Genomic DNA, 25,399 nt, shown 5'->3' with positions numbered 1-25,399 from the left:
GCTCCTGTGCAGGCTTTTGCGCATGATCACCGGCGGCCGGCCCGGCGCTTTTTCCGCTTTGCCAGCAGCCGCACCACCACAATGGTCACTGCCGCTGCCGCCGCCGTGGACCCCAGCGAAATGCCCAGCAGCCACAGCACCCGGCTTTTGGGCTTTACCGCTTTGGCCGCTTCCAGCTCTACGCCGGTGCTGCCGTCCAGCAGCTGGGCAAGGCCGGTCACTTCGGCTTCCACCCGGACGCTGGTCTTTTCCTGCTTTGTGCCGCCCTTGACGGTGTACACTGCGTACACCTCCGGCTCGGTGCCCAGCAGATAGGTCTCCGGCAGCTCCAGCGCCACTTCCACATCCTCCGCGGTCAGGCCGTCAGCCAGAAGCAGCCGCACGCCGGGGTCGGAGACGGTCACGGTGCCAAGGCTCCCGCCGCCGCCCATCACCGGCAGCTGCGCGGTCACGCCCCGGGCGGGCAGGTCGGTGTAGCCGGTAAAGGTGCTGAAGGCGTAGTCCAGCAGGGTGCGGACATCGTTGTATTTATCGGTGCTCAGCTCGCTCTGCATGGTCACGCAGATGAGCCGGACGCCGTTCTGCTCCGCCAGACAGGCGTAGCTGTAGCGGGCCGTGTTGGTATAGCCGAGCTTGGAGCCCTTGACCGATGTGATATGGTACCGGCTGGAGCCGATGCGCAGCTTGTCCTGCTGGGAAAAGTAGCGGGTCACGGGCTGGATGTTGGTGGGGTCCATGGTGTACATCTCATTGCGGGTGAACACCTGCTCAAAGCCCGGCTGCTCCAGTGCCCAGCGCAGGATCTGCGCCATATCGTAGCAGCTGGTGTAGTGGTCCTCGTCGCTGATGCCATGGGGGTTGGAAAAGTGGGTGTGCGCAAGGCCCAGTTCCTTCACCTTTGCGTTCATCTTCTCCACGCCGTCCGCGATGGTGCCGCCGCCGAAATATTCGGCCAGCAGGTTGGCGCCGTCGTTGGCGCTGGCCATCTGGGTGGCATACAGCGCATCCGTCAGGGGGACCTCTTCGCCTTCAAGCAGGGCGATGTGGCTGGAATCGGTGCCTGCCAGCGAGTACACATCCTCGTGGCTCACGGTCAGCTTTGTATCCTCCCAGCTTCCCTGCGCCTTTTCGCAGGCAAGACCCAGCGTCATCACCTTGGTGATGGACGCCGGGTGCAGCTCTTCGTTCATATTCTGCTGTGCCAGCACAAGGCCGGTGTCTGCATCGATGATGCAGTAAGCGCGGGTGGCACCAAGGGCAGGGCCAGCCGCCGCAGCCCCCGGCACGAACATACAGAACACAAGCAGCACAGCACACAGCGCTGCGGTCAGTTTTTTCATCTGGTTTTCTCCATCGAAGCTTATTCTGCCCGGCCGTACTGCACCGGCAAAGCATCAAATTCAGTATACCACATTTTGTCCCGGCTGAAAAGCCATTCAAACGTTGTTTTGCAGCAGAACGGGCTGCAGCTGCCGCCCGGCCAGCGCAGCGTCCAGTGCAGCGGGCAGACGGGCAAAGTCCGCCTTCAGGCTGCTGGGCTTGGCAATGGGGTCATCCTGCCCGTAGGGCACAAAATAGTAATGCTTGCGCTGGAAAAGCCGGGCGATGTTTTCCCCCGACGCTCCCAGCCCATCGTTGGTGGAAATGCCCACCAGCACCGGGCACCCCACCCGCAGCAGGCTCTTTGCCGCCAGCGTCACCGGCGTATCGGAAAGGCCCGCCGCCAGCCTTGCCAGCGTGGCCCCGGTGCAGGGCGCAATGACCAGCGCCTGCGCCATCTGTCTGGGGCCCAATGGTTCCACGGCCTGCAGGGTATCCAGCACCGGGTGCCCGGTAAGGGCCTCCAGCCGTTCCTTCCAGAACGTTCCGGTGCCAAAGCGGGTGTCCTGTCCGGCCGCAAAGCTCATGATGGGCAGCAAGTCCCAGCCCTGCAGCGTCAGCATCCGCGCTGCTTCCAATGCTGTTTCCAGCGTGCAGAAGCTGCCGCACACTGCAAATGCGGCGCTTCCCCTTTTCTGTGTGGTCATGTGCATTCCTCCCGCTCCCGCAAAATGGCCAGCACCGTGCGTGCCACCGCTTCGCCCGCTGTTTCCGGCGCGCAGACCGCCGGCAGGCTCAGTGCATGGATGGCACGGAGGCCCAGCCGCTGCGCTGCCGCAAAATCCGTTCCGCCGGGCTTCGAGGCCAAATCCACGATCAGGCTTCCGGGCCGCAGGGCCGTCAGCACCGGCTCTGTCAGCACCGGTGCAGGGATCGTGTTCACCACCCGGTCAAAGGCCGGGGCCAGAGCGCCCAGCCGGGCCAGCTCTGCACCGCGCAGGCCAAGGCTCTCGGCCAGAGCACGCTGTTCCGGACGCCGGGCGCAGACGGTCACATCTGCTCCCAGCGCTGCCAGCCGTACCCCCAGCGCCTGCCCCACCGGGACAAAGCCCAGCAGCAGGATGTTTGCGCCCCACAGGGTGCGGGTGCTCTCCCGCAGCAGGATGCCGATGCACCCTTCCGCCGTGGGGATGGCATTGTAGATGGCCAGCTCCGGCCGCGCGTAGTAATCCACCAGCTCCACGCCCGCTTCCTGCGCGATGGTCTTTGCCTGCGCCGAGAGCCTGCCGCCCAGCGCCACCGCGCCGGGCTTTGCGGCACGCAGCAGCTCTGCCAGCGGGGTGCGGCTCTCGTCCAGCGGGAGCGGCAGCAGGATGCAGTCTGCCCGCGCCACCTGTTCGGCTCCGCTCACCGCACAGCCCGCCCGTTCCAGTGCCCGGCCTGCCGCCGCCTGCCGGGCATCGGTGCCCACGATCGCAAACCGCTTTGTCTCCATGCCGTTCCCTCCCCTTTTCCGCTGTGCGCCATCCTATGCAGGAAGATGGAAATACGTGAGAGGGACGATTTTGAATGCGCTCCGCGCTGCTCTGCGCATCTTCAGCGGAAAAAAGATTTTAAATTTCGGGTTTCACGGGAAGGGGCTTGGGCGGTGAACAACATGTGCCGGTTCCCGCAAGGTCAAGCCCCCTTTTTGAAGCAGAGCGAGCGGAGCGTTCCCAGCAAAAAGCTCCCCCGGCAGCCGCCGGAGGAGCTTTGGATTTTATTCATAACACGGATGCGCCGCCCTGACATTCGGCACATCTTTTATTTTACGAACTTTGCCACGGCACGGGCTACGATGCCGCCCAGAATGCCGGAGACAAGGAACTCGGCCACGCCCTGCACGCCGACCAGCAGCACCACGAACATAAAGGGGTTCGCAGCGCCCTTGACGGACACCAGGTTCTGCACGTAGTCGCAGCCATAGAAGGCCAGCACGATCCAGCCCATAAAGAACACGGTGTTCAGGAAGGGTGCACTCATGGCGCTGAGGATGTAGCTCCAGGTGCCGGGCTTGTCAAAGCGCTTCAGACCGCTGAAGATCAGGCCGCAGCACAGGCCCATCAGCACACGCATACCCACACACAGGATAAAGGTGTTGACGGGGCTCACCTGAAACAGTGCGCCGGTCATGGCGGAAGCACCGGTGATGGCGTCATAGAAGCTCACTGCGCCGAACACGCCGCCCAGCAGCGCACCCACCGCCGGGCCCATGGTGATGGCGCCCACTGCGATGGGAAGGGTCAGGAAGCTCATGTACAGCGGGCCCACAGGCACACTGCCCAGACCCACCATCTTCATGACCAGCTCAATGGCAACCAGCAGTGCCACACGGGTAAGAGTTTTCGTATTTTTCATATTCAGTTTTCCTCCTGCTGCCGTTCCGCCCGATACGTCGGATACGGCGCAAACCTGCCCGCTCTATGCGGGTTTTGAGTAAATATTCAAACAGATCGGAGCGCGTTTTGTCAGGGCGTGTTCCAATGGAAATGGCTGTTTTGAGGGTCAGCGGTCGCACGGGAAGCGGATGCCCGCACTGCGGCGGGCCACCGTCAGCACACGGCTGACCGCGATGGTGGTATCCTGCATCCGGGTGCACAGCTCCTGATCGCCGTTTTCCAGCGCACGGGCAAAAGCTTCAAACTCTGCCGCCTGCCGTGGCCTGCCGCCGTTCAGATTGTAGTGCTCCTCCTTGCCCTCGTTGGGGTGGAAGGTGACGCCGCCGCAGCAGTTGGCGGTGGATTTCTGCAGGATATAGCCCTTCGTGCCCTGAATGATGTACCGGGCCGGGGCCGCGCAGTCTTTGGCGGCGATGCTCACAGCCTTGAAGCCGCTGTAATCCATCGTCAGGATGCCGCTGGTGTCGATGCCGCGCTCCATGTTGGCGGTATATTTTACCTGATTCGGTTCGCCGAACAGGCCCACGATATAGCTCACATTGTACACGCCCAGATCCATCAGGGCACCGCCGGCACAGGCCGGGTCAAAGGCAGGTTGCACATCGCCTGCACAGAAGGCATCGTACCGGCTGGAATACTGGCTGAAATTGCACTGTACCAGCTTCACGGTGCCGATGCGGGGCAGCAGCTCCCGGATCTTTGCGTAATTTTCAAGATACTGGGTGGTCACGGCCTCGAACAGAAACACCTTTTTGCGCCGCGCCAGCTCCACCAGCTCTTCGGTCTGTGCTGCCGAGGGGGCCAGCGGCTTTTCCACGATCACGTGTTTGCCTGCCTCCAGCGCCACGCGGGCGTAGCGCACATGCTGCAGGTTCGGCACTGCGATGTACACCACATCCACCCACTGCAGCAGCTCCAGAAAGTTGGTGGTGTGCTGCGGCACGCCATACTGGCCGCAAAGGCTTTGGGCCAGCTCGGCGCTGCGCTCGGTGCTGCAGATGGCCTGCACCGCAAAGGGCGTGTGCTCCACCAGCCAGGGCAAAAATTCCCGCACGATCTTTCCCGTGCCAAGAATGCCTAATTTCATCTGTTTTTTCTCCCTATCCTATCGTCCCGCATCAGCCTGCCAGTGCTTCCGGCTCGCGGCGGGTGCGCTTTTTGCTGTAGGCGCGCTGTTTCGCGTGGCCGTGCTGGTTCTGCTTGGCATAATGCCTGCCGCCGCCCGCACTGTGGTGCTGCGGCTGGGACGCATTGAGCTGGTACAAAAGGGCAAGTCCCTTCATCAGCAGCTCCGGGTCGTAGGTCAGCGGGTGGCGGCACAGCGGTGTCACATACTTTGCCAGTCCTCCTGTTACCACCAGAGTGGCCGGACGGCCAAGCTCTTCCTCAATGCGCTGCACCATGCCGTCAATGAGCACAGCCGTGCCCATCACGGAGCCGGACAGCATGCATTTTTCGGTGTTGGTGCCAATGGCGCTTTTGGGCGAGCCAAGATGCACCTGCGGCAGCTGGGCACAGCGGTCGCCCAGTGCCCGCAGCCCGGTGGAAAGCCCCGGGCAGATGACACCGCCCCGGAACACGCGGTTCTCGTCCACCACATTAAAGGTCGTGGCAGTGCCAAGATCCACCGTGACCACCGGCAGCGGAAAATTTGCCGCCGCATAAGCCGCATCCACAAGGCGATCCTTGCCCACGGCGTGGGGTTCATCCACGCCCATGGTCAGTCCGGTTCGGATCTCCGGCGAGACGATGACCGGCTTCCTGCCCGTATAATAGCGGGCGCACTCCGCCAGCGCCCCCGTGATCTGGGGCACCACGCTGGTGAGCACAGCGCCCTCAAACCGCATGGGCCGTTCCGGGTGGCGGCGATGCGCAAAAATTTTATCCATTTCGGCACGATATTCTGCAGCCGTGCGGGTGCGCACCGTGTCCATGCGCGCCACAAAGCATACACGTCCGTCCCGAATGCCCCCAAGGGCGACGGTGGTGTTGCCTATATCAATGGCTAAGATCATAATTCTGTTTTCCCTTTATAACGCGGCAGTATCCGGCAGGACGGCGGAGAAAGCTCCCCGATGGCCTGCCCCTCACCGCAGTCTGTCTATTCTTTGTCAAGCTGTATTTTACCGCATTTTGTCCCCAGTTACAAGCCTGTACAAAGATTTTGTTGTGCTGGCGGAACTTTTGCATTATACTAAAGGAAGATATGTGGAAACAGTACGTTTTTGCAGGAGGTTTTACCAATGGATCTGAAAGGGAAATGCGTCCTTCTGGGCGTAAGCGGCGGCATTGCCGCCTATAAAATGGCTAACGTGGCCAGCGCACTGCGCAAGCTGGGAGCCGATGTGGAGGTCATCATGACCAAAAATGCGACCCAGTTCATCACCCCTGTTACATTTGAAACGCTTACCGGCCACAAGTGCATGGTGGATACCTTTGACCGGGATTTCAAGTTTGAAGTCACCCACATCTCGCTGGCAAAAAAAGCCGATGTGATCCTTGTCGCCCCGGCCACTGCCAACGTCATCGCCAAGATGGCCCACGGCATCGCCGATGATATGCTCACCACCACAGTGTTGGCTGCAAAGTGCCCCAAGCTCGTTTCTCCGGCCATGAATACCGGAATGCTGGAAAACCCCATCACGCAGGATAATATCGCCACGCTGGAACGCTACGGCTTCACGGTGATCCCCTCCGAGAGCGGCGTGCTGGCCTGCAAGGATGTTGGCAGCGGCCGTCTGCCTAAGGAAGATGTGCTGATCGAGTATATCCTGCATGCCATTGCCCGGCCCAAAGATCTTGCCGGTCTGCGCATTGCCGTCACCGCCGGCCCCACGCAGGAGGCCCTGGACCCGGTGCGGTACCTGACCAATCACTCCACCGGTAAGATGGGCTACGCCCTTGCCCGGGCTGCCGCCATGCGCGGCGCGGATGTCACCCTCATCCACGGCGAGACCGCTCTGCAGCCGGTCCGCTTCACCACCGATGTGCCCGTGACCACCGCCCAGCAGATGTACGAGGCCGTCACCAGCCGCTTTGAGGACACAGATGTTCTCATCATGGCCGCTGCCGTAGCCGACTACCGCCCCGCTGCCGTAGCAAACGACAAGATCAAGAAAAAAGACGGCGACATGTCCATTCCTCTGGAACGCACGCCGGATATTCTGGGCACCATCGGTCCCCGGAAGGCCCACCAGTTCCTGTGTGGTTTTTCCATGGAGACCCGCGACCTTGTGGAAAACTCCTCTGCGAAGCTCACCCGAAAGAATCTGGATATGGTGGTGGCAAATAATCTCAAGGTGGCCGGTGCCGGTTTTGGCGTGGACACCAATGTAGTCACCCTCATCACCCCGGACGGTGCCCGGGAGCTTCCGCTGATGAGCAAGGCGGATGTGGCCGACGCCATTCTGGACGAAATTTTAAAACGCCGCTCCCAGTGAGAAAAAGTGGCTGTCGCATGTGCAACAGCCACTTTTTTATTTTTCCTTCCGTGCAAACACGATGCCAATGGTACCCGGGCCGGAATAGCCGCCGATGGTGGTGCCGATGTCTGTCTCGTGGCATTCCTTGAAGCTGCCGTATTTCTTCAGCCCCGCCTTCACTGCGTCCATGCAGCCGGGCTTCGGCTGGCAGGAGGAGATGAACACAAGGCTGTCCTCGATGTCGTCGCGTTCCACCAGACGGTCGGTGATGTACTTGCCCACGCAGATGGGCAGGCTGCCGCGGTATTTTTTGACTACCTTCAGCTCGCCGTCGATCACTTCCAGTGCGGGCTTGATGCCCAGCAGGTTTGCCCCGAAGGCCAGCACACCGGAGCAGCGGCCGCTCTTGGCCATAAAGTCCAGCCGGTCCAGTACAAAGCTCAGCTCTACCCGTTTGGCAAGGCTCTGCAGCCGCATCGTAATGTTGCGGGGGGGCAGGCCATCTGCAGCCCACTTGGCCGCTTTCAGCACCAGATAGCCCTGCCCGGTACAGATATTCTGGCTGTCCACCACATAGACATTCTCGAATTCGCCTGCCGCCAGCTTCGCATTCTGGAAGCAGGACGAAAGCTTGCTGCTGACCGAAATATGGATCACCGCATCGCACTCTTTGGCAAACGGCTCAAAAAATTCGGTATATTCCACCAGATTTGCGGCGGCGGATTTGGGCATTTTGCCGCCCGCATTCACATAGGCAAACACATCTGCCGGGTAGATCGTTACGCCGTCCAGATAGCTATCCTCGCCCATCAGAATGTGCATGGGCATCAGGGCAATGTCCCACTGTGCCAAAAGCTCTTCGGACATGTCGCAGGTGCTGTCCGCTGTGATCTTGATTCTCACATTATTTCTCCTTTTATAAAACCGTTCTGCATCCTCTGTCGGCCGCACCGACGATCCCTTAAAAAATTGTCCTTTTCTATTTTACCACAGATGATTCAAAGTTGTTAAGTATTTTGCAAAGGCAAATGTAAATCTTTTATGAAGAAGTTGCCGGTTTCGGTTTTCTTGTACACTTATCACAAATTCCGAATTGGATTTATGGTTCTTTCCGAAAATTCGGGTTTACCTGTTTATTTTGTCCGCCAAAAATTATATAATAAGATGTATCCTAATAGAATGGATTGAATCGGTCTGCTCTGCGGCCGTTATTTATTTGGAGGTTGCCTTACTATGTTCATGTACACCGATTACAACCAGCACCTGCTGGACAATGTAAAAAAGATCCACTTCATCGGCTGCGGCGGCAGCGGCATGTATCCGCTGATTCAGATCCTTGCGGCCAAGGGCTACCAGATCTCCGGCAGCGATGTGCTGGATGGCAGCATCATCCGCTACGAGCGGGAGATGGGCGTCAAGGTCAGTCTGGGCCACAGTGCAGACAATGTCATCGGCACCGATATGGTGGTTTATTCCGCCGCTATTTCCAAGGATAACGTGGAGCTGAATGCCGCTGCCTCCTACGGCATCCCCACCATCGAGCGCAGCGTGCTGCTGGGCTATGTGAGCCGCCTGTACAAGCAGAGCATCTGCGTCTCCGGCACCCACGGCAAGACCACGACCACTTCCATGATCACCACCGCGCTGGAGCTGGCAGGCCGCGACCCGTCCGCTGTCATCGGCGGCAAGCTGCCCCTCATCAACGGCTACGGCAAGGCCGGCAAGGGCGACGACATCGTGATCGAGTCCTGCGAGTTCGCCGAGACCTTCCTCAAGCTGACCCCCTATCTGTCCGTTGTGTTGAACATCGACAACGACCATCTGGATTACTACGGCAGCATGGGCGAGCTGAAGTTCGCCTTCAAGCGCTTTGCCCTGATGACCAAGTTCATGATCTTTGCCAATGCGGACGACAAGAACACCATGGATGTCATGTACACGCTGGACCGCCGCGTGCGTACCTTTGGCATCCAGAACGACGGCGATTATCAGGCATTGAACGTGAACGAATACAAGCCCGGCTTCTTTGAGTTCGACCTGAAGGAGTGGAGCAAGGTCACCGGCCATATCCGTCTGGCTGTGCCCGGCTACCACAACATTTACAATGCGCTTGCCATGTGCGCCGTCTGCCGCTTCATCGGTCTGACCGTGGAGCAGTGCGCCGATGCCGCCCTGAACTTCAAGGGTGCCGGCCGCCGCTTTGAGGTCTACGGCGAATGCAACGGTGCGTTGGTCGTGGACGATTATGCCCATCACCCCACCGAGCTGCGCGCCACCCTGACCACGGCCAAGGAAATGGGTTATAAACGGCTGATCGCCGTCCACCAGCCGTTTACATACAGCCGCACCAAGATGCTGTTCAACGACTTTGTGGATGTGCTCAAGATCCCCGACATCACGGTGCTCACTCCCATCATGGGCAGCCGTGAGCCCAACGACCCCAGCATCACCAGCGCAAAGCTGGCTGCCCAGATTCCCGGCTCTGTTCTGGTGAACAGTCTGGAGGAGGCCGCTGATTGGGTCAAGCAGAACGCCCGGGAAGGCGATCTGGTCATCACCCTCGGCTGCGGCGACATCTACAAGGCCAGCAAGATGATGGTGGCTGAGCAGCCGTAATTTTCGCTTATCACAGCAGACAGCCCGGTGCGAAAGAGTTTCGCACCGGGCTGTTTTCATTTTCTCTGTCGATACTTCAAAGGGGTCTGCACCTCGGCACGGATCTTTCCCAGATAGGTGCGGGTCTGCTCTGCACCCTGCAGAATCGCTTCCACCTGCGCCCGCTGTTCCTCAGTCAGGTCATCCTCCGCCAGTAGCTCCGCGTTGCCCTCGATGATGGTCAGCGGCGTTTTCAGCTTGTGGGACAGCCGAATGATCTGCTCCCGCTGCCGCTGCTCCATGTCCCACTGCTTCTGCAGGCTACCGGTCAATTCATCGCCCATGGTCTGCAATGCCTGCAAAGCGCTCTCGTACTCCCGCACCTTCGCACCGGAAAACACGGCGCTGTCCAGATCCTTCCGCGCCACCGCCTGCGCGGCGGCGGTCAGCTTTTCGGTCTCCCGGGTCAGGAAGCGCCCTGTCCTGTGGGTGCTCCACACCACTGCCCCTATCAGCAGCAGAATGCCCAGAATGCAGTGCACGGTCTGCATATCCGGCAGCACACCCCGCAGCGCAGGGTCGGAGTAGGGCACGGCATAGTCAAATTGCAGCAGGCAAACCGTTCCGTCCTGCAATTTCGACGTCATATAATACTGTGTGTAACCAAAATGCCAGTGGGTTTTCCCCTGCCGGTTCTCCATTGCCCGCTGCAAGTGCCCGGCATCCATGTTGGTGGCCAGCACCTCGCTGCTGTCCGGCGCGGCAAACAGGGCGTACCGGCACAAGGAGTCCAGCTGCGTCTCGTCAAAAGTAGCGGCGGTCATGCCCGGTAAAACGTCCTGTGCGGCTTTCTGGCAGGCCTGTGCAGCTTGATTCGCGGGAAGAAACAACCCGCTGTTCTGGATCCACAACAGCAGCACCAGCAGCCACCCCACCGCGACCAGCAGGCAGGCCAGCGCCGTGCGCACCAGATATTGCAGCAGCACACTGCGCAGAGAAATCAGTCTTCGCTTTTCCATCGGTACCCCACGCCCCATACGGTATTAAGCAGCTTTTCCGGCTCCGGCACGCCCGCCGCCCGCAGCTTTGCCCGGATATTCTTGATGTGCTGGGTCACGGCGGTGTCGTCCGCAGTGCCGTCAATGCCAAAAACTGCTTCGTAAATTTGTTCCTTGGTAAAGGTCTGCCCGGCGTGCAGCGCCAGATACTCGCAGATGGCATACTCTGAGCGGGTCAAGGGCAGCGCCTTCCCCTCTACCGCCGCGCTCCGGGCGGTCAGGTCAAAGGCCACGCCGCTGCGCACCATCCGGTGTGCCGGGGTGCGGCTCTGCCGCCGCAGATGTGCCGCCACCCGCGCCCTCAGCTCAGCCACCCGGAAGGGCTTAGACAAAAAGTCGTCTGCTCCGATGCCCAGTCCCTCCAGCACAGCGGCCTCGTCGGTGCGGGCGCTCAGAAACAGAATGGGTGCTTCGGTCAGGCTGCGGATGCGCCGACAGACCGCAAAGCCGTCCTCCCCGGGCATCATCACATCCAGCAGGATGCAGTCTGCCCAGCGGCATAGCGGTTCGGTCAACGCCCCGCCCGCCTGCCGCGTTTCTACCCGGTGGCCGTCCCGCTCCAAAGTGGTGCGGATCAGCTTGCAGAGCTCCAGATTGTCGTCCACGGCCAGAATATTCGCCACAAGATCACCTCAACACGTTATAAACAAGGCAGGATGCTCCATACAGCAGATACACATGGGCGGGGTAGAACCAGTAGAACAGCTGCTTATGTCCGCTGCCACGCTGCCCATTGTACAGCAGCATCAGCAGCACCGCCGCTACGCCGAACCACTCGTAGTAATCGGTGAACATCTGCGTCCACACAAAATCCGCCTGTCTGCAAAGCATCCCAAAGGTCGGCACAAAATCACATAGGAAAATGAGCACGGCCCATGCCGTCAGCTGTACGCGGCGATGCCCCCGCAGGGCATACAGCAGCACACCGCCCAGCAAAAAGCTCCAGCCGCCGTCCGTGATGGTTGTCCACATGGGCAGCGGACTTGTAATGACAAAGGCTACGATCGTTGAAGCAATGGGCATCTCCTGTACCCCGGGGAAGAGCAGCAGAAATACTACCACCACATACGGCCAGCACAAAACGGCGGCAATGGTGCCAATGCCCTTTGCAAATTTCTTTTCCCGCAGCCAGTCAATGCCCTGCCAGACGATGCACAGCACCATCAGGTCCTGAAAAATGGCATTCTGCGGGTAGAAGCCATCCCCGCGCCGGAAGGCCTTGGCGTAAATCATTAAAAATTCCAGCGCCGCCATGGCTGCACCGATAGCCCAGATGCGGATAAAATACCGCCTGCGGTCATGGGTATGGGCAAAGCCCTCCACCGTGCAGAACAGAAACAGCGGCGCACTGAGCCGCCCCAGCATACTGAACACCGTCGGGATGCAGCCGGTGAACTCGAAGAAATAATGAATGTGGTCCAGTACCATCATCACCAGTGCAATGGTCTTGAGCTGGGTACCGTCCAGCCCTTTTTTCGTCAATTTTTCCATACAGACTCTCCTTTCCTTGTGCATTCAGTGTAACAGGAAAATCTGTAGAAAGTATAAGGTTCTGCCTTTTATGATACTATTTTTTGCCCCGAAACGCAACAAAAAAACGCTTCAGAATTTCTTCTGAAGCGTTTCTGTTCAAGTCGGCGACTACCTATTTTCACGCGCCGTTTCCAGCGAACTATCTTCGGCACAAGTGAGCTTAACTTCTGTGTTCGGAATGGGAACAGGTGGAACCTCACCGTCATCGACACCGACCGATCTGACTGGTTCAGTATACCATAACTGGTCTACTTTGTCCAGTGTTTCTTAGAAGGACGTGCCTTCAAAACTGAATAATCACTGCTGACATTTTTTCGTTGACTCTCAGAGTCTCAAGCGAATTGTGGTCAAGCCCTCGACCTATTAGTACACGCTTGCTGAATGGATCGCTCCACTTACACATCGTGCCTATCAACCTTGTAGTCTTCAAGGGGTCTTACTTGTTTGAAACAATGGGATATCTTATCTTTGGGTCGGCTTCACGCTTAGATGCTTTCAGCGTTTATCCGATCCGTACATAGTTGCCCAGCTATGCTCTTGGCAGAACAACTGGTGCGCCAGAGGTACGTCCGCTCCGGTCCTCTCGTACTAGGAACAGCTCCCATCAAATATCCTGCGCCCACGACAGATAGGGACCGAACTGTCTCACGACGTTCTGAACCCAGCTCGCGTACCGCTTTAATTGGCGAACAGCCAAACCCTTGGGACCGAATACAGCCCCAGGATGCGATGAGCCGACATCGAGGTGCCAAACCTCCCCGTCGATGTGGACTCTTGGGGGAGATCAGCCTGTTATCCCCAGGGTAACTTTTATCCGTTGAGCGATGGCATTTCCACTCACATACCACCGGATCACTAACTCCAACTTTCGTTACTGCTCGACCCGTCAGTCTCGCAGTTAGGCTCGCTTCTGCGTTTGCACTCTTTTGCTTGATTTCCGTTCAAGCTGAGCGAACCTTTGAACGCCTCCGTTACTCTTTAGGAGGCGACCGCCCCAGTCAAACTGCCCACCTAACAATGTCCCCCGCCTTGATTCAAAGGCGCAGGTTAGAATTCCAATATCGCAAGGATGGTATCCCAACGGCCTCTCCACAAGCGCCAAAGCACCTGCTTCCCAGAGTCCCATCTATCCTGTGCATGCAACATCGAAACCCAATATTAGGCTACAGTAAAGCTCCATGGGGTCTTTCCGTCTTGTCGCGGGTAACCGGCATCTTCACCGGTACTACAATTTCGCCGGGCGGGCTGTTGAGACAGTGCCCAAATCATTACGCCTTTCATGCGGGTCAGAACTTACCTGACAAGGAATTTCGCTACCTTAGGACCGTTATAGTTACGGCCGCCGTTCACTGGGGCTTCGATTCAATGCTTGCACATCTCCTCTTAACCTTCCAGCACCGGGCAGGCGTCAGCTCGTATACGTCATCTTTCGATTTAGCACAAACCTGTGTTTTTGGTAAACAGTTGCTTGGGCCGATTCTCTGCGGCTGCATTGCTGCAGCACCCCTTCTCCCGAAGTTACGGGGTCAATTTGCCGAGTTCCTTAACAACCCTTCTCCCGTTGGCCTTAGAATCTTCTTCCTACCTACCTGTGTCGGTTTGCGGTACGGGCACCGCAGAAATACACACAGCTTTTCTCGCCATCTTCCATCCCGGACTTCGGTACTAATTTCCCTCGATCGCTACCGGAACCAACACCCGGCTCCGAGACTTCATATGTGTCCCTGTGTTTAACTCTTTTGGTGGTGACGGAATCTCTACCGTCTGTGCATCGGCTACGCCGTTAGGCCTCACCTTAGCTCCCGACTGACCTGGAGCGGACGAACCTTCCTCCAGAAACCTGAGGCTTTCGGCCATGCAGATTCTCACTGCATTCGCGCTACTCATTCCGGCATTCTCACTTCTATACACTCCACAGCCGCTTACGCTACTGTTTCACCGCGTATACAACGCTCCCCTACCCAATACATTGCTGTATTGCCTAAGCTTCGGTGTCAGGTTTAGCCCCGTTAAATTCTCCGCGCAAAGACGCTCGACCAGTGAGCTATTACGCACTCTTTGAATGAGTGGCTGCTTCTGAGCCAACATCCTGGTTGTCTGCGTATCTTCACATCGTTTTCCACTTAACCTGACTTTGGGACCTTAGCTGTAGATCTGGGCTGTTTCCCTTTTGACAATGACATTTATCTGACACTGTCTGACTCCCAAGCATCAATACTCTGGCATTCTGAGTTTGATAAGCTTCGCTAACCTCTCGGCCGCTAGGCTATTCAGTGCTTTACCTCCAGGTATCTAACTTGAGGCTAGTCCTAAAACTATTTCGGGGAGAACCAGCTATCTCCGGGTTCGATTGGAATTTCTCCGCTACCCACAGTTCATCCGCCGCCTTTTCAACGGAGGTCGGTTCGGTCCTCCATGGAATTTTACTTCCACTTCAACCTGACCATGGGTAGGTCACCCGGTTTCGGGCCCATTATATGCAACTTAACGCCCTTTTCAAACTCGCTTTCGCTTCGGCTCCAGACCTTAAGTCCTTAACCTTGCTGCATACAATCGCTCGCCGGACCGTTCTACAAAAAGTACCCTATCACGCTTTGACGCGCTCTAGGTGCTTGTAGGCACAGGGTTTCAGGTTCTTTTTCACTCCCCTCCCGGGGTGCTTTTCACCTTTCCTTCACAGTACTATACGCTATCGGTCACTGGGTAGTATTTAGGGTTGGAGGGTGGTCCCCCCGTATTCCGACCAGGTTTCACGTGTCTGGCCGTACTCTGGAATTCGCTCGGCTCTCGTCGTTTTCACCTACGTGGTTCTCACACTCTCTGACCGGCCTTCCCATGCCGTTCGGTTAACAACTTAAGTCCTAAATGCGCTCCGTACCCCGAAAGTATTTCTACTCTCGGTTTGCCCTCTTCCGCGTTCGCTCGCCACTACTTACGGAATCTCGTTTGATGTCTCTTCCTCGCCCTACTTAGATGTTTCAGTTCAGGCGGTTCCCCCGATATACCTATTTTGAAGTTCAGTATAACGTACCTGAGTATGAACCCAGGTGAGTTTCCTCATTCAGAAATCTCCGGATCAATGCTTATTTGCAGCTCCCCGAAGCTTATCGCAGCTTATCACGTCTTTCATCGGCTCCCAGTGCCAAGGCATTCGCCCTGCGCCCTTGTTCGCTTGACCTTTCAAACGTTCTTTCAAGAACATTTGGTATCCTCTTGATTCTCTCTTGCCAACGAAGATTATTGTTACCCTTCCTTTTGAAATTGCAATATTTCTTAAAAAAGAACTTACTATAATCTTTGTTTCGCAGTTATTATTCAGTTTTCAAGGTACGTCTTGGTGATGTTGCTCAAAGCCCGGTCTCCCGGAACTTTGATTTCCATCACATGGTGGGCCAAAATGGACTCGAACCATCGACCTCACGATTATCAGTCGTGTGCTCTAGCCAGCTGAGCTATTGGCCCATGTGGTGGAGATTAAGGGAATCGAACCCTTGACCCCCTGCTTGCAAAGCAGGTGCTCTCCCAGCTGAGCTAAACCCCCACATTAGGAATTGAGTTCCCTTTTCAGGGCCCTCAAAATCGAACAATATCTACTCTGCTTGTTTGTTACCTGTCCGAAAGATCGTCATCTTTGATGTCGCTCTTTCGCCTGACTCCTTAGAAAGGAGGTGATCCAGCCGCAGGTTCTCCTACGGCTACCTTGTTACGACTTCACCCCAATCACCAGTTTTACCTTCGGCGGCGTCCTCCTTGCGGTTAGACTACCGACTTCGGGTCCCCCCGGCTCTCATGGTGTGACGGGCGGTGTGTACAAGGCCCGGGAACGTATTCACCGTGGCATGCTGATTCACGATTACTAGCAATTCCGACTTCGTGCAGGCGAGTTGCAGCCTGCAGTCCGAACTGGGACGTTGTTTCTGAGTTTTGCTCCACCTCGCGGTCTTGCTTCTCTTTGTTTAACGCCATTGTAGTACGTGTGTAGCCCAAGTCATAAAGGGCATGATGATTTGACGTCATCCCCACCTTCCTCCGTTTTGTCAACGGCAGTCTGGCCAGAGTCCTCTTGCGTAGTAACTGACCATAAGGGTTGCGCTCGTTGCGGGACTTAACCCAACATCTCACGACACGAGCTGACGACAACCATGCACCACCTGTCTCCTTGCTCCGAAGAGAAATGCTGTTTCCAGCATCGTCAAGGGATGTCAAGACTTGGTAAGGTTCTTCGCGTTGCGTCGAATTAAACCACATACTCCACTGCTTGTGCGGGCCCCCGTCAATTCCTTTGAGTTTCAGCCTTGCGGTCGTACTCCCCAGGTGGATTACTTATTGTGTTAACTGCGGCACTGAAGGGGTCAATCCTCCAACACCTAGTAATCATCGTTTACGGTGTGGACTACCAGGGTATCTAATCCTGTTTGCTACCCACACTTTCGAGCCTCAGCGTCAGTTGGTGCCCAGTAGGCCGCCTTCGCCACTGGTGTTCCTCCCGATATCTACGCATTCCACCGCTACACCGGGAATTCCGCCTACCTCTGCACTACTCAAGAAAAACAGTTTTGAAAGCAGTTTATGGGTTGAGCCCATAGATTTCACTTCCAACTTGTCTTCCCGCCTGCGCTCCCTTTACACCCAGTAATTCCGGACAACGCTTGTGACCTACGTTTTACCGCGGCTGCTGGCACGTAGTTAGCCGTCACTTCCTTGTTGGGTACCGTCATTATCTTCCCCAACAACAGGAGTTTACAATCCGAAGACCTTCTTCCTCCACGCGGCGTCGCTGCATCAGGGTTTCCCCCATTGTGCAATATTCCCCACTGCTGCCTCCCGTAGGAGTCTGGGCCGTGTCTCAGTCCCAATGTGGCCGTTCAACCTCTCAGTCCGGCTACCGATCGTCGCCTTGGTGGGCCGTTACCTCACCAACTAGCTAATCGGACGCGAGGCCATCTCAAAGCGGATTGCTCCTTTTCCCTCTGCTCGATGCCGAGCCGTGGGCTTATGCGGTATTAGCAGTCGTTTCCAACTGTTGTCCCCCTCTTTGAGGCAGGTTCCTCACGCGTTACTCACCCGTTCGCCACTCGCTCGAGAAAGCAAGCTCTCTCTCGCTCGTTCGACTTGCATGTGTTAGGCGCGCCGCCAGCGTTCGTCCTGAGCCAGGATCAAACTCTTTATAAATGATATTTATCACTTAAAAGTGTTAAATCTTGTTCGCTCAGCACGCAATCGCTTGCGTCCTGTGTGAATTACTTTTGGAATTGTTTTAAGTGTTTTTCCAAACACATAAAGGTTCCTTACAAGTTTTTTCGATATTGTTCAATTTTCAAGGTCCTGTGCGCCTCAGCCTTGCGGCTGACGACCTGTTTATTATACCACCGAAGTGGTTTTTTGTCAAGCCTTATTTTTTAGAAGCTTTTGAACTTTCTGAACTTGGAGCGCTTCAAACATCTCAGTGTCAACTGGTGTTTTCTGCGTCTATTGGTTCTTTTCAAGGGCTTCCCGCTGTGGCTCCGGAAGTCATTCTTTTGCCTCAGCGCTTGGCGCTCAAGTATAATACCACACCCCCGCCTCCTTGTCAACACTTTTTGACAGATTTTTTCCATTTTCTTTGCAGAGTAAAGGATCTCCCTGTTTTTCACCCGTTTCAGGGCGTGCCTTTTTCTTGACAAGGCGGCGGGCAGAACGTATTATGGAGTCATCCCCCAGCATCCTGTATAAGGTAGCTATACTTATTCCATAAAGGAGAAGCGCCATGTCCTGTGTCAACATCCGCGGCTGCTGCATCGGTGAGGGCCGCCCTAAAGTTATTGTTCCTATTATAGAGTCCACAGAAACCGCCATTCTGGAAAAGGCCGCCGAGTTTTCCACATTGCGCGCCGATTGTGTGGAATGGCGCATCGATTGCTTTGAAGGTGCAAAAGACTTTCCCGCCATCGTGCACTGCGCTGCAAAGCTTCGCGTTGCCTTAAAGGATAAGCTGCTTCTTTTCACCTTCCGCACAAAGGCCGAGGGCGGCAAAGTCGCTCTGGCTCACGAAGAGTATCTTCATTTTATCCGCACCGTTCTTGCCACCGACTGCGCCGATCTGATCGACATTGAATTTTTCACCGCGGGCGCAGAGCTTCCTGCGCTGATCGAAGAAGCCCGCACCGCCGGGGCTGCAGTGGTGTGTTCCAGCCACGACTTCCATAAAACGCCGCCGCGCGCCGAGCTGGTGAGCCGCATGGTTGCCATGCAGCGGGCCGGGGCTGACCTGCCCAAACTGGCTGTGATGCCCCAGAGTCGCACCGACGTGCTGGAGCTTCTGGCTGCCACCGCTGAAATGGCCGACCGGCATCCGGAGACTCCCATCATCACCATGAGCATGGGAGCTCTGGGCGCGGTGAGCCGCCTTTCCGGCGAAGCCCTCGGCTCCGCCATGACCTTTGCCAATCCCGGGCAGGCCAGTGCACCGGGGCAGGTTTCGCTGGACATCGTAAATGAAGTGCTAGATGCACTGCATTTGTAACCGACAAATCGTAACTTGTCGGGGCGAGGCCCCTCCATCTTGCTGCCGCAAGACCGTTCTGTCACTTAAAAGCCCCACTGGGGCTTTCATTGTTCCGCTTCGCTCCACAAACGTGAATTTATATATAAAGGAGAATATTGATGAAACTGTTTTTATGTTCGCACTTTTCAAGTGTAGGAAGTCTGATAAAGGAAGAAATTGAAAATAAAAAAGTCGCATTTATTCCAACAGCTTCGCTGCGTGAAGGCTACACCGGTTATGTCGGCTCGGCTCGAAAATTATTCAAAAAGTTGGGAGCAATCGTAACTGAAATTGATATTTCAACGGAGGCTTATTCAACGATACAGTCTGTTTTTGAAGATGCGGATGTGATATATTTTACCGGCGGAAATTCTTTTTTCCTTATAGATCAGCTCCGTAAAACGGGAACGGATGAGCTGTTGAAGAAAGAATTGGCAAAGGGAAAACTGATGATTGGGGAATCGGCAGGTGCGATTATATGCGCTCCAAGCATCCAATATATCGAGCAAATGGATGAAAAGCCGGAGGACTACTCACAAGAAGATGATGCAGGGCTTGATTTGATTGATTTCTATGTTCTTCCGCATTATCTTACAGCACCATTTAAGAAAGTTACCGAGAAAATAATGACTGAGTTTTCGGATTTGAATCTATGCCCAATTAACAATCGTCAGGGAATTGTAATTGATGGTGAAGGTTCAAAGGTTATTTGCAAAGACTAATTTGAATATTCGCGTTTGTGGAGCGAAGCGGAACAATGAAAGCCCCAGTGGGGCTTTTAAGCGACCGAACGGTCTTGCGTTAGCAAGATGGAGGGGCCTCGCCCCGACAAGTTCCAGTTTGTCGCACATCCTGCCTAAAACACAAACCGGAACGATCTTCCCTTTTTCGGGTGGATCGTTCCGGTTTTTATGTTATATTGAAAATCGTTTTATGCCAGCTTGGCTTCCAGACGGGTGCGGATGGCCTTGATAAAGCCCTCGCTGTCCACGGCGGTGGGGGTGATGCCCTCAGCCAGACCGCACAGGTCTTTCGTCATGATGCCATCGTTCAGGGTCTGCAGGCTGGCGGCTTCCAGTGCCTCGCCAAACTTCACCAGCTCCGGCAGGCCGTCCAGTTCACCGCGCTTCTTGAACGCGCCAGACCACGCAAAGATGGTCGCCATGGGATTGGTGGAGGTCTTTTCACCCTTCAGATACTTATAGTAATGGCGGGTGACGGTGCCGTGGGCGGCCTCGAACTCGTACTTGCCGTCCGGGCTGACCAGCACGCTGGTCATCATTGCCAGAGAGCCAAAGGCAGTGGACACCATATCGCTCATCACATCGCCGTCGTAGTTCTTGCAGGCCCAGACAAAGCCGCCCTCGCTGCGAATGACGCGGGCAACGATATCGTCAATGAGGCTGTAGAAGTAGGTGATGCCTGCGGCCTCGAACTTTGCCTTATACTCGGCGTCGTACACCTCCTGGAAGATATCCTTGAAGGTGTGGTCGTACTTCTTGGAGATGGTATCCTTTGCGCCGAACCACAGGTCCTGCTTCACATCCAGTGCATAGTTGAAGCAGCTGCGGGCAAAGCTGCGGATGGAATCGTCCTTGTTGTACTGGCCCTGCAGAACGCCTGCGCCCTCAAAATCAAAGACGGTGGCACGCTGCTCAGAGCCATCGGCACCAGTGAACACCAGTTCAGCCTTGCCGGCACCCGGGATGCGGAACTCGGTGCACTTGTACACATCGCCGTAGGCGTGGCGGGCAATGGTGATGGGCTTTTTCCAGTTTTTGACCACCGGCTTGATGCTGTCGATCATGATGGGTGCACGGAACACGGTGCCGTCCAGCACCGCGCGGATGGTGCCGTTGGGGCTCTTCCACATTTCGTGCAGCTTGTACTCGTCCATGCGCTGGGCGTTGGGGGTGATGGTGGCACACTTGACCGAAACGCCGTACTTCTTGTTGGCAAGGGCGGCATCCATGGTCACCTTATCTGCGGTAGCGTCGCGGTTGGGCAGGCCCAAATCATAGTATTCGGTCTTGAGGTCCACAAACGGAAGGATCAGCTCATCCTTGATCATCTTCCACAGAATGCGGGTCATTTCGTCGCCGTCCATCTCGACGAGGGGCGTGGTCATTTTGATCTTTTCCATAGCAGGGTTCCCTTTCCTCTCTTGCGGTTTGTTTTCAGTCCCGCGCAGCCGAGCGCCGCGCCGGAGCGGTTCGGCTTGTTTATTTGCGGTAGGCCGCCGCCAGCTTTTCAAGGGCCGGCAGGCTGCGCTGTACCTTCTCGGTGTCGATGCAGTAGGCAAGGCGCACATAGCCCTTGACGCCAAAGCTGTCGCTGGGCACCAGCAGCAGGTCAAACTCCCGGGCCTTTCTGCAGAAGGCGTTGGCGTCCTCTTCCAGCGCCTTCGGGAAAATGTAGAAGGTGCCGCCGGGACGCTCCACCTCAAAGCCCAGCGCGGTGAGCTTATCGTACAGCAGGTTCATGTTGGTCTCATACACGCTCAGATCGCTGGTCACATCCTGACAGCGGCTTACGGCCCGCTGGATGATGCTGGGCGGGCAGTTGTGGCCGGTGAAGCGGGAGATCTGGGCCATCATGTCCACAAGGATGTCCTCGCCTTCACAGCCCGGACGCACCGCCACATAACCAAGGCGCTCGCCGGGCAGGCTCAGGCTCTTGGAATAGGAGAAACAGGTGAGAGTGTGGGGGTAGAAGGCTGCCGGGTAAGGCACCTTTTTGCCGTCAAATGCGATATCCCGGTAGGGCTCGTCGCTGACGAGGAAGATGTTGTGGCCGAATGCCCGGCTCTTTTCGGTCAGGATCTCTGCCATGCGGGTGAGCGTCCCGGCAGAGTAGACCACACCGGTGGGGTTGTTGGGGGTATTGATGAGCACCGCCGTCACCTTCTCGGTGAGCATCTGTTCAAAGGCATCCAGATTGGGCTGGAAGGTCGGTGCCTGCGGCGGCACCACCTTGAGCACCGCCCCGGTGCCCGCCACATAGGGGCCGTACTCCGGGAAGTAGGGTGCAAAGGTCAGCACCTCATCGCCGGGCCGGGTCACTGCGCGGATGGCATGGGCAATGGCACCCGCCGCACCGGTGGTGGGGAAGATGTGCTTCTGCTCATAGGGCAGGCCAAAGGTCTTTGTCAGGTGCGCTGCCACATCGGTGCGGAAGCCCGGGTCGCCCTGACTGGGGCAGTAGCCGTGCAGGTTTACCGGTTCCTCGTTGGCCAGCAGGTCCTGCATGGCGGCAGTAAACTCCTGCGGGCAGGGCACGCTGGGGTTGCCCAGCGAGTAATCGAACACATTCTCATATCCGATCTCTGCGGCACGCTGTTTGCCGTACATGAAGGTCTCGCGGATGACGCTCTTATTGCCGAGCATCGCGCGGTAGGTCTCATTCAGCATAATACTTCCCCCTGAGAGTTTATTTGTGGGCAGCCGTATAGCTCTGCTCCACCTTGATGATGCAGCTGTAGGCTGTATCCTGTTCCTTGATGAACTGTTCCAGCTGAGTCAGCAGCTCCACCTTATCCCCTGCATAGCCTGCCGGCAGCACCAGATCGAACAGCACGTTGGTGTGGGTCCTGCCCGGCACGATGCGCAGATCATGCAGAGAAAGCTCCGGGTCCATCTGACGCAGCTTTTCGGTCAGACGGGCACGCAGCACCCCCACTGCGGCGTCCGAGGTGACGATGGGATCGTAGTGGATGGTCACCATGAGGTTGTCGTTTTTAAAGAAGTCCCGTTCGATGTTGTCGATCAGGTCATGTGCCTCCAGCGGGTCCTGCTCGGCGGGCAGCTCCACATGCAGGGAGGCGAACTGGTGTCCCGGGCCGTAGTCGTGCACCATCAGGTCATGCATTCCCAGCACGCCGGGATAGGAGAGCACCTTCTGCTCAATGTGATCCACCAGATCCTCGCTGGGGCTTTCGCCCAGCAGCGGGCTGAGCGTGTCCATCACAAGGCCCCAGCCGGAGATCAGGATGAAGGCCGCCACGCCTACGCCCATCAGGCCGTCCAGCACATCCCAGCCGGTCACGCGGCATAGCACTGCGGCAATGAGCACCGCGCCGGTGCTCAGCACATCGTTGCGGCTGTCGGCAGCAGTGGCAATGAGGGTCTCGGAGCCGATGATGCGCCCGATGGTGCGGTTGAAGCCGCTCATCCACAGCTTGACGAGGATGGACGCCGCCAGCACTGCCACCGTGAGCCAGCTGAACAACACCGGGGTGGGGTGCAGCACCTTGACCACCGATTCCTTCAGCAGCGAAAAGCCGATGCCGAGAATGGTCACGCTGACTGCCAGACCCGCCAGATATTCATACCGGGCATGGCCGAAGGGGTGCTCTGCGTCCGGGGCCTTGGCGGCCAGCTTGAAGCCCACCAGACTGACCACGTTGGACGAGGCGTCCGACAGGTTGTTCAGGGCATCTGCCATGATGGCAATGGAGCCGAACAGGGTGCCCACGGTCAGCTTGCCCAGACACAGCAGCAGGTTGCACGCCATACCCACCCAGCAGGCAAGGTTGCCATAGGCGGCGCGCACCTTAGGGTCCTGCGCATGGTCGGGCTGGCGAATGAAAAGACGGATCAAAAACTGAGTCATAACGGTCCTCCATGGGCAGCGCTGGACACCTGCATACCCTGTTATCGCTTATAGTATAGCATTTCGCTTTATCGTTTTAAAGTATTTTCCGTAAACTTTTGCCCGGTATAGAAAGACCCCGGCAGAGCGGGATGCCCTGCCGGGGAGCTTTATGGGAACGGTAAACCGGGATTCTCGGATGAATTACTTCTCAGAAGGCTTGCTCAGGTCCACGCTGCGGATGATCTTGCGCACCGGCAGGATGCTCTTGGCGTTCATGGACAGCTCGTCCACGCCCATGCGCAGGAAGGTCTCGGTGAGGGCGGTGTCTGCGCCCAGCTCACCGCAGATGCCCACCCAGATGCCGTGGCGGTGGCCCGCCTCAATGGTCATCTTGATGGCGCGCAACACAGCGGGATGGTGCGGGTTGAAGAACGGCTCCAGCTTTGCGTTCTGGCGGTCCAGCGCACAGGTGTACTGGGTCAGGTCATTGGTGCCGATGGAGAAGAAGTCGCACTCGGCGGCCAGCTCGTCCGCGATGAGCACGGCGGCGGGGGTCTCGATCATGGTGCCGACCTCGATGTTCTTGCCCATCTTGACACCCTCAGCGGTCAGCTCCGCACGGCACTCTTCCAGAACAGCCTTGGCGTCCTGCAGCTCCCGCAGGCTGGTGATCATGGGGAACATGATGCTCATGTTACCGTAGGCGGAAGCACGCAGCAACGCACGCAGCTGGGTCTTGAAGAAGTCCTTGCGGGTCAGGCAGATGCGGATGGCGCGGTAGCCCAGCGCGGGGTTATCCTCGTGATCCAGCTTCATGTAATCCACGGTCTTGTCTGCGCCGATATCACAGGTGCGCACGACGACCTTGCGGGGTGCAAGGCTTTCCACTACCTGCTTGTAAGCCTCGAACTGGTAGTCCTCGGTGGGGAAGTCCTTGCAGTTCAGATAGACGAACTCGGTGCGGAACAGGCCCACACCGCCGGCATCGTTCTGCTGCACAGCGCCCACATCGCTCATGCCGCCGATGTTGGCAAAGACATTGATGGTCTTGCCGTCCAGCGTGGTATTGGGCTTGCCCTTCAGCTCCTGCAGCAGGGCCTGCTTTTTCTGATCTTCCTGCTGGCGCTTTTTCAGACTCTTGAGCAGGTCGGGGGTGGGGTCTACATACACACAGGCATTGTAGCCATCGATGACCGCCATCTTGCCGTCCCAGTCGTCCTGAATATCCTTGCACTGAATCAGGGCGGGGATGTTCATGCTGCGGGCCAGAATGGCGGTGTGGCTGTTGGAGCTGCCCTCCCGGGTGATAAAGCCCAGCAGCAGGCTTTTATCCATGCGGACGGTCTCGGAGGGAGCCAGATCCTCGGCTACCAGAATGCTGGGCTCGGTGCCCTGCAGGGAAGCGTTGTCCACCCCCTGCAGAATGTCCAGCATGGCCTGCGCAATGTCCAGCACATCGGCGCTGCGGGCCTGCAGATACGGGTCGTCCATGGCGGCAAACACCGCAGCCTGATTGTTGCCGGCGGTCTTGACGGCGTACTCGGCGCACATCTTCTGCCCGTTGATGATCTCCTTGATGGCGTCCACAAAGTCGTCGTCATCCAGCATCATGGCGTGGATGTTAAACACCTCGGCGATGTCCTCGCCGGCTTCTGCCAGTGCCTTTTCGTACAGGGCGGTCTGCTGCTCAATGGCCTTCTGGCGGGCAGCTTCAAAACGCTCCAGTTCTGCGGCAGTATCTGCCACAGGGGCGGTGGAAATAGCGGTATCTTTTTTCTTATAGATCTTCAGCTTGCCAATGGCGATGCCATTGAGTACGCTTTTGCCGGTGCCTACCTGCATTGCACACTACTCCTTCTTCATCTGTGCCGGGGCCGCACTGCTCCGACAGTCCAAAAAAAGCCCCCGCAGCTCACC

19 protein-coding genes, 2 tRNA genes and 3 rRNA genes are annotated in these 25,399 nt (G+C 57.0%); 5 read left to right on the top strand and 19 right to left on the bottom strand.

The window, feature by feature from the left end:
* Window positions 1-26 precede the first annotated feature (26 nt).
* The 6 genes from ACKXF9_RS04255 to ACKXF9_RS04230 form a co-directional block, all read right to left on the bottom strand.
* The gene (locus ACKXF9_RS04255) at window positions 27-1,340 is read right to left on the bottom strand and encodes a D-alanyl-D-alanine carboxypeptidase family protein (RefSeq protein WP_418265402.1); all 1,314 of its coding nucleotides are present in this window, start codon (window positions 1,338-1,340) and stop codon (window positions 27-29) included.
* 96 nt (window positions 1,341-1,436) lie between these two features.
* Window positions 1,437-2,027 carry a dipicolinate synthase subunit B gene (locus ACKXF9_RS04250; RefSeq protein ID WP_348584466.1) on the bottom strand — a complete coding sequence of 197 codons (591 nt, stop codon included), beginning with the start codon at window positions 2,025-2,027 and terminating at the stop codon, window positions 1,437-1,439.
* Window positions 2,024-2,815: a dipicolinic acid synthetase gene (locus tag ACKXF9_RS04245; RefSeq protein WP_418265401.1), complete on the bottom strand. Its 792-nt coding sequence runs from the start codon at window positions 2,813-2,815 to the stop codon at window positions 2,024-2,026. Before ACKXF9_RS04245 ends, ACKXF9_RS04250 begins: the two co-directional genes overlap by 4 nt.
* 308 nt (window positions 2,816-3,123) lie before the next feature.
* On the bottom strand, window positions 3,124-3,717 hold the full coding sequence (locus ACKXF9_RS04240; RefSeq protein WP_005943857.1) for an ECF transporter S component: 594 nt from the start codon (window positions 3,715-3,717) through the stop codon (window positions 3,124-3,126).
* 147 nt (window positions 3,718-3,864) lie between these two features.
* Entirely contained in the window at window positions 3,865-4,845 is a 981-nt protein-coding gene (locus tag ACKXF9_RS04235; protein ID WP_249237926.1) for a Gfo/Idh/MocA family protein, read from the bottom strand.
* Window positions 4,846-4,876: 31 nt separating this feature from the next.
* On the bottom strand, window positions 4,877-5,773 hold the full coding sequence (locus tag ACKXF9_RS04230; RefSeq protein ID WP_418265400.1) for a type III pantothenate kinase: 897 nt from the start codon (window positions 5,771-5,773) through the stop codon (window positions 4,877-4,879).
* A 228-nt stretch (window positions 5,774-6,001) separates the two neighbouring features.
* Here ACKXF9_RS04230 and coaBC point away from each other — a divergent pair, with 228 nt between their 5' ends.
* Window positions 6,002-7,198 (top strand): bifunctional phosphopantothenoylcysteine decarboxylase/phosphopantothenate--cysteine ligase CoaBC, encoded by a 1,197-nt coding sequence (gene coaBC, locus ACKXF9_RS04225; protein WP_418265399.1) that lies wholly within the window; start codon window positions 6,002-6,004, stop codon window positions 7,196-7,198.
* A 36-nt stretch (window positions 7,199-7,234) separates the two neighbouring features.
* On the opposite strand, the gene ACKXF9_RS04220 is transcribed toward coaBC, so the two are convergent.
* A complete protein-coding gene (locus tag ACKXF9_RS04220) occupies window positions 7,235-8,083 on the bottom strand; it encodes a DegV family protein (RefSeq protein WP_418265398.1) in 849 nt (282 codons plus the stop codon).
* Window positions 8,084-8,413: 330 nt separating this feature from the next.
* Here ACKXF9_RS04220 and murC point away from each other — a divergent pair, with 330 nt between their 5' ends.
* Window positions 8,414-9,796, top strand: coding sequence for a UDP-N-acetylmuramate--L-alanine ligase (murC, locus tag ACKXF9_RS04215; protein WP_418265397.1), 1,383 nt, complete (start codon window positions 8,414-8,416; stop codon window positions 9,794-9,796).
* Between the two features lie 56 nt (window positions 9,797-9,852).
* Here murC and ACKXF9_RS04210 read toward each other — a convergent pair whose 3' ends face one another.
* The 8 genes from ACKXF9_RS04210 to ACKXF9_RS04175 all read right to left on the bottom strand — a co-directional run bounded on the left by ACKXF9_RS04210 (window position 9,853) and on the right by ACKXF9_RS04175 (window position 17,538).
* Window positions 9,853-10,794 carry a histidine kinase dimerization/phospho-acceptor domain-containing protein gene (locus ACKXF9_RS04210; protein WP_418265396.1) on the bottom strand — a complete coding sequence of 314 codons (942 nt, stop codon included), beginning with the start codon at window positions 10,792-10,794 and terminating at the stop codon, window positions 9,853-9,855.
* Window positions 10,776-11,456, bottom strand: a complete 681-nt coding sequence (locus ACKXF9_RS04205; RefSeq protein WP_348584459.1) for a response regulator transcription factor — start codon at window positions 11,454-11,456, stop codon at window positions 10,776-10,778. Before ACKXF9_RS04205 ends, ACKXF9_RS04210 begins: the two co-directional genes overlap by 19 nt.
* Before the next feature lie 4 nt (window positions 11,457-11,460).
* On the bottom strand, window positions 11,461-12,324 hold the full coding sequence (locus ACKXF9_RS04200) for a TraX family protein (RefSeq protein WP_418265395.1): 864 nt from the start codon (window positions 12,322-12,324) through the stop codon (window positions 11,461-11,463).
* Between the two features lie 141 nt (window positions 12,325-12,465).
* A 5S ribosomal RNA gene (gene rrf, locus ACKXF9_RS04195) occupies window positions 12,466-12,582 on the bottom strand.
* A 127-nt stretch (window positions 12,583-12,709) separates the two neighbouring features.
* Window positions 12,710-15,544, bottom strand: a 23S ribosomal RNA gene (locus tag ACKXF9_RS04190).
* A 207-nt stretch (window positions 15,545-15,751) separates the two neighbouring features.
* A tRNA-Ile gene (locus tag ACKXF9_RS04185) sits at window positions 15,752-15,828 on the bottom strand.
* A gap of 3 nt (window positions 15,829-15,831) precedes the next feature.
* Window positions 15,832-15,907: transfer RNA gene (locus ACKXF9_RS04180), tRNA-Ala, on the bottom strand.
* Between the two features lie 120 nt (window positions 15,908-16,027).
* Window positions 16,028-17,538 (bottom strand): 16S ribosomal RNA (locus ACKXF9_RS04175).
* The 16S, 23S and 5S rRNA genes sit together here with 2 tRNA genes alongside, the layout of an rRNA operon.
* An 89-nt stretch (window positions 17,539-17,627) precedes the next feature.
* On the opposite strand from ACKXF9_RS04175, the gene ACKXF9_RS04170 reads away from it, so the two are divergent.
* The 3 genes from ACKXF9_RS04170 (at window position 17,628) to ACKXF9_RS04160 (ending at window position 19,611) form a co-directional block, all read left to right on the top strand.
* Window positions 17,628-18,026 carry a hypothetical protein gene (locus tag ACKXF9_RS04170; protein ID WP_418265394.1) on the top strand — a complete coding sequence of 133 codons (399 nt, stop codon included), beginning with the start codon at window positions 17,628-17,630 and terminating at the stop codon, window positions 18,024-18,026.
* An 86-nt stretch (window positions 18,027-18,112) separates the two neighbouring features.
* Window positions 18,113-18,868, top strand: coding sequence for a type I 3-dehydroquinate dehydratase (gene aroD, locus ACKXF9_RS04165; RefSeq protein WP_418265393.1), 756 nt, complete (start codon window positions 18,113-18,115; stop codon window positions 18,866-18,868).
* A 140-nt stretch (window positions 18,869-19,008) separates the two neighbouring features.
* Window positions 19,009-19,611, top strand: a complete 603-nt coding sequence (locus ACKXF9_RS04160; protein ID WP_015563755.1) for a Type 1 glutamine amidotransferase-like domain-containing protein — start codon at window positions 19,009-19,011, stop codon at window positions 19,609-19,611.
* Window positions 19,612-19,820: 209 nt separating this feature from the next.
* On the opposite strand, the gene ACKXF9_RS04155 is transcribed toward ACKXF9_RS04160, so the two are convergent.
* The 4 genes from ACKXF9_RS04155 to ptsP all read right to left on the bottom strand — a co-directional run bounded on the left by ACKXF9_RS04155 (window position 19,821) and on the right by ptsP (window position 25,324).
* Window positions 19,821-21,032 carry an NADP-dependent isocitrate dehydrogenase gene (locus tag ACKXF9_RS04155; protein WP_005937607.1) on the bottom strand — a complete coding sequence of 404 codons (1,212 nt, stop codon included), beginning with the start codon at window positions 21,030-21,032 and terminating at the stop codon, window positions 19,821-19,823.
* A gap of 79 nt (window positions 21,033-21,111) precedes the next feature.
* Window positions 21,112-22,299 carry a pyridoxal phosphate-dependent aminotransferase gene (locus ACKXF9_RS04150; RefSeq protein WP_418265392.1) on the bottom strand — a complete coding sequence of 396 codons (1,188 nt, stop codon included), beginning with the start codon at window positions 22,297-22,299 and terminating at the stop codon, window positions 21,112-21,114.
* Window positions 22,300-22,318: 19 nt separating this feature from the next.
* Window positions 22,319-23,500, bottom strand: coding sequence for a cation diffusion facilitator family transporter (locus ACKXF9_RS04145; protein ID WP_418265391.1), 1,182 nt, complete (start codon window positions 23,498-23,500; stop codon window positions 22,319-22,321).
* A gap of 183 nt (window positions 23,501-23,683) precedes the next feature.
* Window positions 23,684-25,324 (bottom strand): phosphoenolpyruvate--protein phosphotransferase, encoded by a 1,641-nt coding sequence (gene ptsP, locus ACKXF9_RS04140; RefSeq protein WP_418265390.1) that lies wholly within the window; start codon window positions 25,322-25,324, stop codon window positions 23,684-23,686.
* Window positions 25,325-25,399: the final 75 nt, after the last annotated feature.

It is taken from the genome of Faecalibacterium sp. 9, assembly GCF_048320955.1.
Classification (GTDB): domain Bacteria; phylum Bacillota; class Clostridia; order Oscillospirales; family Ruminococcaceae; genus Faecalibacterium; species Faecalibacterium wellingii.
Note: the sequence above shows the minus strand (reverse complement) of the source record. Positions and strands in the feature narration are given on the sequence as shown.